11 protein-coding genes are annotated in these 14,523 nt (G+C 69.9%); 8 read left to right on the forward strand and 3 right to left on the reverse strand.

The features are described 5' to 3' along the window. Window positions 1-133: 133 nt before the first annotated feature. From OIC96_RS24895 to OIC96_RS24930, 8 genes are all read left to right on the forward strand, one after another. Window positions 134-511, forward strand: a complete 378-nt coding sequence (locus tag OIC96_RS24895) for an antibiotic biosynthesis monooxygenase family protein (protein WP_330305713.1) — start codon at window positions 134-136, stop codon at window positions 509-511. Beyond that, a complete protein-coding gene (locus tag OIC96_RS24900) occupies window positions 498-1,421 on the forward strand; it encodes an amidohydrolase family protein (protein ID WP_330305712.1) in 924 nt (307 codons plus the stop codon). Before OIC96_RS24895 ends, OIC96_RS24900 begins: the two co-directional genes overlap by 14 nt. 124 nt (window positions 1,422-1,545) lie before the next feature. Continuing rightward, the gene (locus tag OIC96_RS24905; RefSeq protein ID WP_327429970.1) at window positions 1,546-2,286 is read left to right on the forward strand and encodes a response regulator transcription factor; all 741 of its coding nucleotides are present in this window, start codon (window positions 1,546-1,548) and stop codon (window positions 2,284-2,286) included. Next, window positions 2,283-3,905: a HAMP domain-containing sensor histidine kinase gene (locus OIC96_RS24910; protein ID WP_330305711.1), complete on the forward strand. Its 1,623-nt coding sequence runs from the start codon at window positions 2,283-2,285 to the stop codon at window positions 3,903-3,905. Before OIC96_RS24905 ends, OIC96_RS24910 begins: the two co-directional genes overlap by 4 nt. Window positions 3,906-3,919: 14 nt before the next feature. Continuing rightward, window positions 3,920-5,434 carry a bifunctional glycosyltransferase family 2/GtrA family protein gene (locus OIC96_RS24915; protein ID WP_330305710.1) on the forward strand — a complete coding sequence of 505 codons (1,515 nt, stop codon included), beginning with the start codon at window positions 3,920-3,922 and terminating at the stop codon, window positions 5,432-5,434. Next, window positions 5,431-7,734 (forward strand): ArnT family glycosyltransferase, encoded by a 2,304-nt coding sequence (locus tag OIC96_RS24920; protein WP_330305709.1) that lies wholly within the window; start codon window positions 5,431-5,433, stop codon window positions 7,732-7,734. The genes OIC96_RS24915 and OIC96_RS24920 overlap by 4 nt, the downstream gene beginning before the upstream one ends. Before the next feature lie 113 nt (window positions 7,735-7,847). Beyond that, entirely contained in the window at window positions 7,848-9,380 is a 1,533-nt protein-coding gene (locus OIC96_RS24925) for an MFS transporter (protein WP_330305708.1), read from the forward strand. An 80-nt stretch (window positions 9,381-9,460) separates the two neighbouring features. Further along, window positions 9,461-10,234, forward strand: coding sequence for a TetR/AcrR family transcriptional regulator (locus OIC96_RS24930; protein ID WP_330305707.1), 774 nt, complete (start codon window positions 9,461-9,463; stop codon window positions 10,232-10,234). 252 nt (window positions 10,235-10,486) lie between these two features. Here OIC96_RS24930 and OIC96_RS24935 read toward each other — a convergent pair whose 3' ends face one another. The 3 genes from OIC96_RS24935 to OIC96_RS24945 all read right to left on the reverse strand — a co-directional run bounded on the left by OIC96_RS24935 (window position 10,487) and on the right by OIC96_RS24945 (window position 14,484). After that, window positions 10,487-10,957: a PPOX class F420-dependent oxidoreductase gene (locus OIC96_RS24935; protein WP_330305706.1), complete on the reverse strand. Its 471-nt coding sequence runs from the start codon at window positions 10,955-10,957 to the stop codon at window positions 10,487-10,489. 55 nt (window positions 10,958-11,012) lie between these two features. Then, complete coding sequence (locus OIC96_RS24940; RefSeq protein WP_330305705.1) at window positions 11,013-11,840, reverse strand: YceI family protein; 828 nt, start codon at window positions 11,838-11,840, stop codon at window positions 11,013-11,015. Between the two features lie 106 nt (window positions 11,841-11,946). Next, window positions 11,947-14,484, reverse strand: coding sequence for an MFS transporter (locus tag OIC96_RS24945; RefSeq protein ID WP_330305704.1), 2,538 nt, complete (start codon window positions 14,482-14,484; stop codon window positions 11,947-11,949). Window positions 14,485-14,523: the final 39 nt, after the last annotated feature.

Raw genomic sequence — 14,523 nt, forward strand, 5'->3', positions numbered from 1 at the left:
GAGACGGTCTCTTTGCGCCGTGCCGGAAGAGGTCTCTTCCGGCACGGCGGAATGGTCAAGACTTCGATCCCTTTTGGATCCCGTTCGGAAAGGTGCTGGACGTGCCCGGGAGCCCGAGCCGAGAGTGGCGGACATGAGCGATCACTTCATTGCACCTGTCGCTGCCGCACCCGTCGCCGCACCCGTCGCGGCCCATGAACCCCCGTACTACGCCGTCGTGTTCACCTCCGTGCGGACGGAGGGCGACAACGGATACGGCGAGACCGCTGAGCGCATGGGCGAGCTGGTGAAGGAGATACCCGGGTTCCTCGGGGAGGACGCCGCCCGTACGCCCGGCGGGCTCGGGATCACCATCGCCTACTTCCGGGACGAGGCCTCCATCGACGAGTGGCGCCACCACATGGAGCACCAGGCGGCGAAGAAGTACGGGCGCGCCCACTGGTACGAGCGCTACACCCTCCATATCGCCAAGGTCGAGCACAGTCACGGATTCGAGCGTGCCCGTGGCTGAGAAGGCGGAGAAGGCGGAGAAGACTGGGAAGGCTGAGGTGGCTGAGGTCCGGGGGTTCTGGGAGCGGCTCGGGCTTCCCGGGCTCGTCGACGTGCACACGCACTTCATGCCCGAGCGGGTGCTGCGCAAGGTGTGGGACTACTTCGACGGGCTCGGGCCGCTGACGGGCGGCGTCGAGTGGCCGATCACCTATCGCGGGGACGAGGACGAACGGCTCGCGGTGATCAGGGAGTTCGGGGTGCGGGCTTTCACCGCCATGCTCTACCCGCACAAGGCCGGCATGGCCCAGTGGCTCAACTCGTGGGCCGTCGACTTCGCCCGCCGGACCCCCGACTGCCTGCACACGGCGACCCTCTTTCCCGAGCCGGGCGTCGAGGCGTATGTGCGTGCGGCGGTGGACGAGGGTGCGCGGGTCTTCAAGGCGCATGTGCAGGTGGGGGCGTACGACCCGGGGGATCCGCTCCTCGATCCGGTGTGGGGGCTGCTCGCCGAAGCCGGGGTCCCCGTCGTGATGCACTGCGGGTCCGGCCCCTCGCCCGGCAAGCACACCGGGCCCGGTCCGGTCGCCGCCGTACTCGCCCGGCATCCCCGGCTGCGGCTCGTCGTCGCACATATGGGGATGCCGGAGTACGAGGACTTCCTCGACCTCGCCGAGCGGTACGGGGAGGTGCGGCTCGACACGACGATGGCGTTCACGGACTTCAGCGAGCGGTTCGCCCCGCTCCCCCGGCGCGCTCTTCCCCGGCTCGCGGATCTTGGCGACAGGGTCCTCCTCGGCACCGACTTCCCGAACATCCCGTACCCGTACGCGCACCAGCTGCACGCCCTGGAGCGGCTCGGGTTGGGGGACGACTGGCTCCGGGCGGTCTGCTACGAGAACGGCGCACGCCTCTTCAAGATCAACCACTGAACCGCTCAGCCCCGGACACTTGATGATCTTCCCAGGAGTTGCCTGAGAGGCACCTGTGTGTTTCTCAGGGAAATCACAGGTTCCCGAAAGCGTGCTCTCAGAGGACCCGGACAAGGTGTCCGCTATGACCACGACCTCGCCCCAGGGGCGCACCGAACTGCTGAGGCCGGACGGGAGCCCCGTCCGAGTGCTTGTGGTGGACGACGAGCTGTCGATCACCGAACTGCTCTCCATGGCCCTCCGCTATGAAGGCTGGCAGATCCGCAGCGCGGGTGACGGACAGGGCGCGGTGCAGACCGCGCGCGAGTTCCGCCCCGACGCTGTCGTCCTCGACATGATGCTGCCCGACATGGACGGGCTGACCGTCCTGGGTCGGCTGCGTCGCGAGCTGCCCGAAGTTCCGGTGCTGTTCCTTACCGCGAAGGACGCCGTCGAGGACCGCATCGCGGGCCTGACCGCCGGCGGCGACGACTACGTCACCAAGCCGTTCAGCCTCGAAGAGGTCGTGGCCCGGCTGCGTGGACTGATCCGCCGTTCCGGTGCCGCCGACCGGCGTTCCGACTCCGTGCTCGTCGTCGGGGACCTCACCCTCGACGAGGACAGCCACGAGGTGTCGCGGGCCGGCGAGAACATCCACCTCACCGCGACCGAGTTCGAGCTGCTGCGCTTCCTGATGCGCAATCCGCGCCGGGTGCTCAGCAAGGCACAGATACTCGACCGCGTGTGGTCGTACGACTTCGGTGGCCAGGCCAACGTGGTCGAGCTCTACATCTCTTATCTGCGCCGCAAGATCGACGCCGGGCGCGAGCCGATGATCCACACCCGGCGTGGGGCCGGTTATCTGATCAAGCCCGCCGCGTCATGAGCGGGCGACGACGGCCGCGTACGCAGAAGAGGCGAGCACGACAGCCGCGCACGCTGCGGACGCGGCTCGTCGTCTCGGCGGTCACACTGATCGCCGTGGTCTGCGCCGTGATCGGTACGGTCACGACCATCGCGCTGGGGCAGCATCTGGATCAGCAGCTGAACAGCCAGGTCACCGAGGCGGCCAAGCGAGCCGGAGGGCCGCCGGGGAATCCGGGCAAGGGCAATGGGCTGCCCATGGACCCGAACGGTGACCCGTCGGCGACCACCTCCAGCATCTCCTCGTCGGAGGACAGGCTCGACGTCTTCGTCACCCAGGGGACGCAGAAGGACACCATCGCCGCCGCGGTCGACGACGACGGCGGAGTCACCCAGGCGGTCATCGCCAAGGAGTCCACCACCAGCGGTGTCTTCGAACGCATGAAGGGCGTCAAGCTCAACGAGGCCCAGAAGGCCGCGCTCGGCTCCGTATCCAAGACCGGCATCCACACCATCGACATCCCGGGCCTGGGCGAGTACCGCGTCACGTACGTCCAGGGCGGCAAGGGCAACTTCTACGTCGCCCTCCCCACCGCGTCCGTCACCAACACCATCAACACCCTCATCATCGTCGAGGTGAGCGTCACCGCGGCCGGTCTGATCGCGGCCGGCATCGCGGGCAGCGTCCTCGTCGGTGTCGCCCTGCGCCCGCTGCGCAAGGTCGCCGCCACCGCCACCCGGGTCTCCGAACTCCCCCTGCACAGTGGGGAAGTCACCCTGTACGAGCGGGTTCCCGAGTCCGAGGCCGATCCGCACACCGAGGTCGGCCAGGTCGGCGCGGCCCTCAACCGGATGCTCGACCACATCCACGGCGCCCTGCACGCACGCCAGCAGAGCGAGATGCGCGTACGGCAGTTCGTCGCCGACGCGAGTCATGAGCTGCGTACGCCGCTGGCCTCCATCCGCGGCTACGCCGAGCTCACCAGGCGCGGCAGGGAGGAGACCGGGCCCGACACCCGGCACGCGCTGGGCAGGATCGAGTCCGAGGCCGGGCGTATGACGGGGCTCGTCGAGGACCTGCTGCTGCTCGCGCGGCTCGACGCGGGCCGCCCGCTCCAGTACGAGCAGACCGACCTCGTACCCCTGGTTATCGATGCCGTCAGCGACGCGCGGGCGGCCGGGCGGGAGCACAACTGGCGGCTGGAGCTGCCGGAGGAGCCCGCGCTGGTGTCGGCGGACGCCGCACGGCTCCAGCAGGTGCTGGTCAACCTGTTCGCGAACGCACGCACGCACACACCACCGGGTACGACCGTCACCGCGCGCGTCCACCGGCACGGGCCGTGGCTGTGCGTGGACGTCCAGGACGACGGGCAGGGTATCCCCGCGGATCTGCTCCCCCGTGTCTTCGAACGGTTCGCGCGCGGTGATTCCTCGCGCTCCCGGGCCTCCGGCTCGACCGGTCTGGGGCTCGCCATCGTGCAGGCCGTCGCGTCCGCGCACGGCGGTGCCGTGACCGTCGACAGCATCCCGGGCAGGACCGTGTTTACCGTGCATTTGCCTGCGCTTGTTCCGGAAACAAATTGGCAATCGCACTCACAGGCACAGCACAGCGCCACCACATGGGTGCAACAGGGCGTTTGACGAGAGTCGTTGGCATGCGAACCGACTCTTCTCCCGGCAATCTGCCGGCGCGGGAGCACCTCCCGGCCGGAGACGCCGGTACGCCTGTCCTGGACGTAGTGATCCCCGTCTACAACGAGGAGAAGGACCTCCAGCCATGTGTGCTCAGACTGCACGAGCACCTCAAGCGCACGTTCCCATACGCGTTCCGCATCACTGTCGCGGACAACGCGTCCACGGACACCACCCCTCAGGTGGCAGCGCGGCTGGAGTCGGAGATCCCGGAGGTCACCTCCTTCCGGCTGGAGCAGAAGGGCCGCGGCCGGGCGCTGCGGACCGTGTGGTCCGCCTCGGACGCGCCGATCCTCGCGTACATGGACGTGGACCTGTCCACCGACCTCAACGCGCTGCTGCCGCTGGTGGCGCCGCTGATCTCCGGTCACTCGGACCTCGCGATCGGCTCGCGGCTGTCCCGCTCCTCGCGTGTCGTGCGCGGCGCCAAGCGGGAGTTCATCAGCCGCACGTACAACCTGATCCTGCGCGGCTCGCTGCAGGCCCGCTTCTCGGACGCGCAGTGCGGCTTCAAGGCGATCCGCCGTGATGTCGCGCAGGTGCTGCTGCCGCTGGTCGAGGACACCGGCTGGTTCTTCGACACCGAGATGCTGGTGCTCGCCGAGCGCGCCGGACTGCGCATCCACGAGGTGCCGGTCGACTGGGTCGACGACCCGAACTCGACGGTGCACATCGTGAAGACCGCGACGGACGACCTCAAGGGGGTGTGGCGGGTGGGACGTGCTCTCGCCACCGGTTCGCTGGCGCTCGACCGGCTCGCCCGGCCCTTCGGGGACGACCCGCGCGACCGCGACCTGACCGACGTACCCAAGGGCCTGGCCCGGCAGCTGGTCGGCTTCTGTGTGGTGGGCGCGCTGTCCACCCTCTTCTACCTGCTGCTCTACAGCGGCTTCCGCTCGTTCTCGGGCTCGCAGGTCGCCAACGCGCTCGCCCTGCTCGTGTCGGCGGTCGCCAACACGGCGGCCAACCGGCGACTGACCTTCGGCGTACGCGGCCGGGGCGGCGCCGTCCGGCACCAGGCACAGGGCCTGGTCGTCTTCGGTATCGGTCTCGCCCTCACCAGCGGCTCGCTCGCCGCGCTGAACGCCGCGACGACCAGCCCCTCGCACTCCACGGAGCTGGCGGTCCTCATCGCCGCCAACCTCGCGGCGACGGTGCTGCGCTTCCTGCTCTTCCGGGCCTGGGTCTTCCCCGACCGGCGTGACGACACGCCGTCGCCGTCCCAGGTGGTGACCTCGCACAACCCGGCCTCGCCGACCTACTCGACGGCGCAGCACCACTCGGCCGCCCAGCACGCCCAGGCAGGGCACCCGCCGCTGCCCCAGCGTCCGACGGCGCCGCAGTCTTCGTACGACACATATGACACAGCCCAGTTCCGCGCCGGTGAAGCCGCGGACCGCACCTGGGGGGACTCGACCATGCAGTTGCAGGCGGTGCGCCCGCACGATCACGATCACGATCCGAGGAACGCGCGATGACCACTCAGCCCGATACGGATACGAGCCTTCCGGGGGGCGCGAGCCCCTCCGGGGGAGCCAGTCCCTCCGCGGAAGCCAGTCCCTTCTGGGGGCCTCCCACGTCGACGGCTCTGCAGGAGCCGGTCGTGCCCGCCGCCGTGGCCCCGGTCCCGGCGCCCGGCTCCGGTGAGCCCAAGCAGCCCCTCCCGCGCCGCTTCTGGCGCGGCCGGCCCGAGGACCCGCGCTGGGTGCGCCCCGCCTTCCTCGGCCTGCTGCTCGCCACCGCGGTGCTGTACCTGTACAACCTGAGCGCCTCCGGGTACGCCAACTCGTTCTACTCGGCGGCCGTGCAGGCCGGCAGTCAGAGCTGGAAGGCGATGTTCTTCGGCTCGCTCGACTCGGCCAACGCCATCACCGTCGACAAGCCCCCGGCCTCGCTGTGGCCGATGGCCCTGTCGGTGCGGATCTTCGGCCTCAGCTCGTGGGCGATCCTCGTCCCCGAGGTGCTCATGGGCGTGGCCACGGTCGGCGTCCTGTACGCGGCCGTCCGGCGCCGCTTCAGCCCCGCGGCCGGTCTGATCGCGGGCGCGGTGCTCGCGCTCACCCCCGTCGCCGCGCTGATGTTCCGGTTCAACAACCCGGACGCGATGCTCGCGCTGCTGATGACCGTCACGGTCTACTGCGTGATCCGCGGCCTGGAGGACGGCCGTTCGAAGTGGCTGGTCTGGGCGGGTGTCGCGGTCGGCTTCGCCTTCCTCGCGAAGACCCTCCAGGCCTTCCTGATCCTTCCGCCGCTCGCCGTGCTGTACGCGGTCTGCGCGCCGGTGAAGCTGAAGAAGCGGTTCGCCCAGCTGGGCCTCTCGGCCGTCGCGATGGTCGTCTCCGGCGGCTGGTGGGTCGCGATCGTGGAGCTGTGGCCCGCGTCCTCCCGCCCGTACATCGGCGGCTCGCAGAACAACTCCTTCCTTGAGCTGACCTTCGGCTACAACGGCCTCGGCCGCATCAACGGCGACGAGACCGGCAGCGTCGGCGGCGGTGGCGGCGCCGGTGGCACCGGCCAGTGGGGCGAGACCGGCTGGAACCGGATGTTCAACTCCGAGATCGGCAGCCAGATCGCGTGGCTGCTCCCGGCCGCGCTGATCCTGCTCGTGGCGGGCCTCGTGCTCACGCGGAAGGCCAAGCGGACCGACCTGGCCCGCGGTTCGTTCCTCGCCTGGGGCGGCGCGCTGCTGATGACCATGGTCGTCTTCAGCTACATGGCCGGCATCTTCCACCAGTACTACACGGTGGCGCTGGCCCCCTACATCGCCGCCGTCGTCGGCATGGGCGCGACGGTCCTGTGGGAGGAGCGGAGCAGGATCTGGGCGTCGCTCACCCTCGCGGGCGCGGTCACCGCCACCGCGGCCTGGGGTTACGTCCTGCTCAACCGCACCTCCGACTACCTGCCCTGGCTGAAGTGGCTCGTCCTCATCGGCGGTCTGGTCGGCGCGCTCGGCCTGATCTTCGCGGCCAGGCTGGGGCGTCAGCTGGCGCTCGCGGCGGTCGGGCTGAGCTTCGTGGCCTCGGTCGCGGGCCCGACGGCGTACACCCTTTCCACCGTGAACACCGGGCACACCGGGTCCATCGTCACGGCCGGTCCGTCCGGGGCGAGCATGATGGGCGGCGGAGGCGGTCCTGGCGGCGGTGGCGCCGGCGGCCGTGGTGGGTTCGGCGGCGGTATGCCGGGCCAGAACGGCACCACCCAGAACGGCAACGGCAACGCCCAGCAGGGTGGCGGCATGGGGCAGCCTCCGACCGGCGGCACCGGTGGTACCGGTGGCACGGGCGGCTTCCCCGGTCAGAACCAGCAGGGCAACGGCACCACCCAGAACGGCCAGCAGGGCGGCCCCGGCGGCCAGACCGGCGAGGGCGGCATGGGCGGAGGAGGCGGCGTCGGCGGTCTGCTCAACGGCGCGACCGTCACCTCCGAGGCCAAGAGCCTGCTGTCGAAGAACGCGGACGACTACACCTGGGCGGCGGCGGCCATCGGTTCCCAGAACTCCGCGAGCTACCAGCTCGCCACCGGCAAGCCCGTGATGGCGATCGGCGGCTTCAACGGCACGGACCCGTCTCCGACGCTGGCCCAGTTCAAGAAGTACGTGGCGGACGGCAAGATCCACTACTTCATCTCCAGCGGTTCGGGCGGCGGCATGGGCGGCAGCAGCAGCGGTACGTCGTCGCAGATCAGCTCGTGGGTGACGGCCAACTTCAAGAAGGTGACCGTGGGTTCGGCCACGTTCTACGACCTGACGCAGGCGGCGAGCAGCAGCTCCAGCAGCTGACGGTTCCTTTCGCAGGGTGATGGCCCGGAGCGTTTGCTCCGGGCCATCGGTCTGTCCGGGGGGTCGCGATACTTTCTTGTACGGCGTATGGGAACTGTTCTACGGTGTACAGCATGTCAAGTACGCCGACACCCCAGACCCCCCAAACCTCCCAAGGCCCCGAAGGCCCCCTTGCCCCCCAAGGGCACCCCCAGCGCTGGCTGATCCTCGGTGTCATCTGTCTCGCGCAGCTCACCGTGCTGCTCGACAACACCGTGCTGAACGTCGCGATCCCCTCCCTCACCCGGGAGTTGGACGCGTCCACCTCGGACATCCAGTGGATGATCAACGCGTACTCGCTGGTGCAGTCCGGGCTGCTGCTCACCGCGGGCAGCGCGGCCGACCGTTACGGGCGCAAGAAGATGCTGGTGGCAGGGCTGGTGCTGTTCGGGATCGGGTCACTGGTGGCCGGACTCGCGGACTCCACCGGGCAGTTGATCGCCGCGCGGGCGGGGATGGGGGTGGGGGGTGCCCTGCTGCTCACCACCACGCTCGCCGTGGCCATGCAGATCTTCACGCCCGACGAACACCCGAAGGCCATCGGTATCTGGAGTGCCGTGAACGCACTCGGGTTCGCGGCCGGACCGCTCCTCGGCGGCTTCGTGCTGAACCACTTCTGGTGGGGGGCGATCTTCCTCGTCAATCTGCCGGTGGCGGCGCTGGGGCTCGTCGCGGTGGTGGCGCTCGTACCCGAGTCGCAAAATCCGCGGGGTGACCGGCCCGACCTGCTGGGCGCGCTGCTCTCCACCGTCGGTATGACCGCGCTCGTGTACGCGATCATCTCGGGGCCCGGGCATGGGTGGGCCTCGGGGCGGGTGCTGGTCACGGCGGGGGTGGCTGTGGCGGTGCTCGGTGTGTTCGCGTACTGGGAGAGCCGGATTCCGTATCCGATGCTCGATCTGCACTTCTTCCGGGACCGGCGGTTCACGGGGGCCGTCGCGGGAGCGGTGCTCATCACCTTCGGGATGGGGGGTGCGTTGTTCCTGCTGACGCAGCATCTCCAATTCGTCCTGGGATACGGGCCGTTGGAGGCCGGGCTGCGGACCGCGCCGCTCGCCCTGTCGGTCGTCGCCCTGAACTTCTCCGGCCTGTCCGCGAAGTGGACGACGAAGCTCGGGACACCGGTGTCGATCGCGCTCGGCATGGTGCTGATGTCGGCGGGGCTGGTGTCCATCGCGACGCTCGCCGCGCACGGGTACGGCGGCACCCTGCTCGGGCTGCTGCTCATCGGCGCGGGGTGTGCCGTGGCCAACCCCGCCATGGCGCACGCCATCATGAGCGCGATTCCCCGGGAGAAGGCGGGCGTCGGCGCGGGCATCAACGGCACGCTCGCCGAGTTCGGCAACGGACTGGGGGTGGCCGTGCTCGGCGCGGTCCTCAACTCGCGGTTCGCGGCGCTGATCCCGGTGGCGGCGAGTTCGTTGCCGGCGGCGCTCGGCTCGGCGCGGTCGGCGCAGGAGCGGGGGCGGATCACGGACGCGTTCTCGTCGGGGCTGGAGACCAGTCAGTTGGTGGGTGCGCTCGCCGTGCTTCTCGGTGGACTCCTGGCGGCGGCGTTGCTGCGGCGGGCGGAGAGGGCAGACTCCGCGGTGGCGGTTTCCGCGTAGCGCCCGCTTAGCATCATCAAGGAAGGCGGACCGGGGGATTCCGGGCCGCGCCGCAGTCCGAGTTCCTAGGAAGGTGCGCCATGGTGAGGGCAGCCGACCGGGCCAAGCGTCCGGCGCGGACCAGTGTCTGGCTGGAGGGCAAGGCCCCCCGGGGCGGTGCGGCTCGGGGCGGTGGGCAGCCGTCGGGGCTCGACCGGGAGCGGATCACCGAGGTCACAGTGCGGTCGCTGGACGCGGAGGGGTTGGCGAAGTTCTCCATGCGCCGGCTGGCCGCCGAGCTGAACGTCACCGCGATGTCCGTGTACTGGTACGTCGACACCAAGGACGACCTGCTCGAACTCGCCCTCGACGCGGTGTTCGGTGAACTGGAGCTGCCGGACCCGGAGTCGGGGGAGGACTGGCGCGATCAGCTGCGCGCGCTGGCCACCGGGTACCGGGCGCTGTTGGTGCGCCACCCCTGGGTGTCGCCGCTCATCGGCAACTTCCTGAACATCGGGCCGCACTCCATGGCGTTCTCGCTCTGCGTGCAGCAGGTGGTCCGCAACACGGGGTTGCCGCCGTACGGGCAGATGGGTGCGCTGTCGGCGGTGTTCCAGTTCGTGTACGGCTTCGGCACGATCGAGGGGCACTTCGTGCAGCGTTGCGCCTCGGCGGGGATGTCCCAGGACGAGTACTTCCGCCAGGCCATGAGCACCATCAGCGAACAGCCGCAGTTCGCGGCGAACTTCGAGAGTGCGGCGGATCTGATGGAGGCGCGTGGGGGTGACACGGTCGAGGAGATGCGAGAGCGGGACTTCGGCTTCGCCCTGGAGATGCTGATCGCCGGCATCGAGACGATGGTGGCGCGCGGCTGAGGGTCCCTGCGGGTCCCTGCGGGTGCGTGGGGCGCCAAAAAGTCGTCTGCGGGCCGGTGGGGGCTGGCCGCGCAGTTCCCCGCGCCCCTAACGGCTCGGGGCTGCGCCCCGTCGCCGTTTAGGGGCGCGGGGAACTGCGCAATCTTTTGGCCCAGCCCCCACCCACCCGCACCCGACACACAGCGAACGGGGTCGAAGGGGCGGAGCCCCTGGAGGATGGGACGGGTAGGGGCGGCGGGGGCGAGAATCCCCCTAGGGCTGGGGGGCCAGGTGGGCCGGGAAGCCGCCGGTGGCGACCGGGCCCCAGCGGTCGGGGGTGACGCGGATGATGGACTTGCCCTGCTTGAGCATCGCCGCGCGGTACTCGTCCCAGTCCGGATGCTCGCCCGCGATATTGCGGTAGTACTCGACCAGGGGTTCGACGGAGTCCGGCGCGTCGATGACCTCGGCGGTGCCGTCGATCTGGACCCACGGCCCGTTCCACTCGTCGCTCAGGACGATCACGCTGACGCGCTCGTCCCGCTTGGCGTTGCGGGTCTTGGCGCGCTCGGGATAGGTCGAGACGACGATGCGGCCGGAGTCGTCGACCCCGCAGGCCAGGGGCGAGCCCTGAGGGCTCCCGTCGGCCCGGCGGGTGAGGAGGATGGCGCGGTGGCGGGGGCGTACGAAGTCGAGCAGTTCGTCGCGGGAGACAGAGGTGTTCGTCGCGATGTTCGGTGCCATGGTCCGCAGCCTACGGGCTGGACGGTGCTCCGGCCTGTCCCTGCCGTGCCTATGCCTATGCGAGTGCCTGGGGGAGCGATTCGCCCTGCACCGCCTGGATGTCCAGCTCCACCTTGAGCGTCGTACCGATCGCGGCGATGCCCGCCTGCACGACCTGGTTGTAGCGCATCGCGAAGTCCTCGCGGTGCAGTTCCGTCGTGGCGCGGAACGCGGCGCGGGTGCCACCCCAGGGGTCGGCTCCGGTGCCGAGGTAGGCGAGGTCCAGGTCGACCGGGCGTACGACGCCGTGCAGGGCCAGTTCGCCGTGGATGGTCCAGCGGTCGGAACCGGCGGGGGTCACGGCGGTCGAGGTATAGGTGATGTGCGGGTAGGTCTCGACGTCCAGGAAGTCCGGTGACCTCAGATGTCCGTCGCGCATCCCGTTGCCGGTGTCGATGGACGCGGCCTGAATCACCGCCTCCACGCGGGACTTGGTCACGTCGTCGGGGGCGATCTCGATCGTGCCCGAGAAGTCGGTGAAGCGGCCGTGCACGCTGGAGATGCCCAGGTGCTGGGCGACCGCGCCCACGGAGGAGTGGGCGGGGTCGATGGTCCACGGGCCGGGCGGCGGCAGTTCGGTGCCGCCCTGGCGGGCCAGGGTCACATTGCCGATCTCGGCGCGGCCGGCGGCGGTCACCAGGGCGCTGGACGCGGCGGGCGCGTACCCGACCGCCGTGACGATCACGGTGTACGCGCCGGGCGCGAGGGCGGTCGTGTCGTGGACGGCTCCTTCGGCGTCCGCCTCGGCGCGCAGCACCTGGGCGCCCGTCATGTCGGTCACCGTGACGACCGCGTGCGACACGGCCCATCCGTCCCGCGTACGAATCCGTGCGGTCAGTCCCATCCCGTTTTCTCCCTGCAAGACACGAAAAATTGGTCGTAATGAAACCGGCCCGTGGGGGGCGCACCTCCGCTCAGAGTGCGCGCTTCCCCACGGGCCGGGGCTCGAACTACTCGCCGGGGTGGGCGAGTTCGATGTGGTGGTCGTCGACGCCGCGGCCGGAGACCGTCAGTGCCGTGGCCACCGGCGGGTAGCCGGTCGCGATGACGGTGTACTCGCCGCCGTCCAGGTCGGTGAAGGCGTACGCGCCGTCCGTGCCCGTCCTGGCCGTGCCGACCACGTTGCCCGCCGCGTCGACCAGCGTGACCCGGGCGTCGGCCAGGGGCCCGCCGGGCGCCTGTACGACACCCTGGAGCTGGGCGCCCGAGTCGAGTTCGACCTCGATCCGGGTGACCCCGGCGCCGCCGACCTCGACGGGCAGGGCCCGCGGCCGGTGACCCGCGGCGTTCACCGCGACCGTCACGACACCCGGCACCAGCTCGGCGAAGGTGAACTCGCCCTGCTCACCGGTGGTCCCGGTGGCCAGCACATCACCGCGTACGTCGGTCACGATGACCATGGCGTCCTTGACCGCCGTACCGCCGTCGGCGGCCCGCACGACACCGCTCAGCCCGCTCGTGCCGCTCAGCAGGATGTCGTACGCGACCGGCTCGTCGTTGACGACGATCGTCGAGGCCTGCGGCTGGAAGCCGTCGGCGGAGGCGATCAGGACGTAACTGCCCACGCCGGGCGCGTCCAGGGCGTAGGAGCCGTCGGCCTGGGCGACCGAACGGCCCAGCTGCCGTCCCGCGAGCGAGATCAGCGTGACCGCGGCCTGCGGCACGGGCGCGCTCTCGGCGCCGCGGACGTAACCGCGTACGGGAACGCCACTGGAGGCGGGCAACGGGGTGGTCTCCTTCGTTGCCGTGGCGACGGCGGACAGTCGCTGCGTGCCCTCGGGGCCGGCTTCGGTCTCCGCGACGGCCCAGCTCGGGACCTTCTCCTCGGCGACGGGAGTTCCGGCGGCGGGAGCCCCGGCGGTGGAAGTCTCCGCCGGTGTTTCCGTCTTGGCGTCCGCTGCCTGGGCCAGTGCGCCCGACGTCCGCAGCGGGACCTCCTTGATGAACAGCACGATGAAGAAGGCGATCAGCGCCATGCCCGCGGCGATCAGGAAGACGTCCGCGATGCCGTGGCCGTACGCGCTCTCCATGACGGTGCGCAGCGGCGCGGGGAGCTTGTCCATGTCCGGGATGGAGCTGGTGGAGCTGGAACCGGAGGCCAGGGAGGCGTACTTGGGGCCGAGGTCGGTCAGACCGTCCTTGACGTAGTCGGTGATCCGGTTGGCCATGATCGCGCCGAGCGCGGAGACGCCCATCGCACCGCCGAGGGAACGGAAGAACGTCACCGTGGAGCTGGCCGAGCCGAGGTCGGCCGGGGCCACCTGGTTCTGCGTGGACAGCACCAGGTTCTGCATCATCATGCCGACACCGAGGCCCAGCAGCGCCATGAAGATCGCGATGTGCCAGTAGGTCGTGTCGTAGCGGATCGTGCCGAGGAGGCCGAGGCCCGAGGTCACCAGGACGCCGCCCGCGACCAGCCAGTACTTCCACCGGCCGGTCTTGGTGATGATCTGGCCGGAGACCGTGGAGGCGACGAACAGGCCGGCGATCATCGGGATGGTCATGACGCCCGACATCGTCGGGGACTTGTCACGGGCCAGCTGGAAGTACTGGCTGAAGAAGACCGTGCCGGAGAACATCGCGACACCCACGAAGAGCGACGCGAGGGAGGAGAGGGTGATGGTGCGGTTTCGGAACAGCCGCAGCGGGATGATCGGCTCGCTCGCCCTGGACTCGACCAGCACGAAGATCAGGCCGAGCAGGATCGAGCCGCCCACCATCGCGTACGTCTGCCACGACACCCAGTCGTACTTGTCACCGGCGAAGGTGACCCAGAGCAGCAGCAGCGAGACCGCGGCGGAGATGAAGAACGCGCCGCCCCAGTCGACCTTCACGTCCCGCTTCACGACGGGCAGGTGCAGGGTCTTCTGCAGCACGATCAGCGCGATGATCGCGAACGGCACACCGACGTAGAAGCACCAGCGCCAGCCGAGCCACGAGGTGTCGGTGATGACACCGCCGAGCAGCGGACCGCCGACGGTTGCGACGGCGAAGGTCGCGCCGAGGTAGCCGGAGTACCGCCCGCGCTCGCGCGGGGAGATCATCGCGGCCATGACGATCTGGGCGAGGGCGGACAGGCCGCCGACACCGATGCCCTGGACGACACGGCACGCGATCAGCATGCCCGCGTTCTGGGACAGACCCGCGACCACAGAGCCCAGAACATAAATGATCAGGGCTATCTGGACGAGGGCCTTCTTGCTGTACAGGTCGGAGAGCTTGCCCCACAGCGGCGTGGTCGCGGTCATGGAGAGCAGCGCGGCCGTGACGACCCAGGTGTAGGCGGACTGGCCGCCGCCGAGGTCGCCGATGATGTGGGGGAGTGCGTTGGAGACGATCGTCGACGACAGGATCGCGACGAACATGCCGAGCAACAGCCCGGAGAGCGCCTCCATGATCTGCCGGTGCGTCATCGGAGCGTCGCCGCTCGTGGCGCCTCCGTGCTTGGCGTGAGAGCCCCGCACACCGGCTGGTGTGGTCGTTGCCATGGGCTTCCTTTTCTTACGTACTTACGCGGGTGTACGGGT

The sequence above is a fragment of the Streptomyces sp. NBC_00775 genome (assembly GCF_036347135.1).
GTDB classification, from domain to species: Bacteria; Actinomycetota; Actinomycetes; order Streptomycetales; family Streptomycetaceae; genus Streptomyces; species Streptomyces lutosisoli.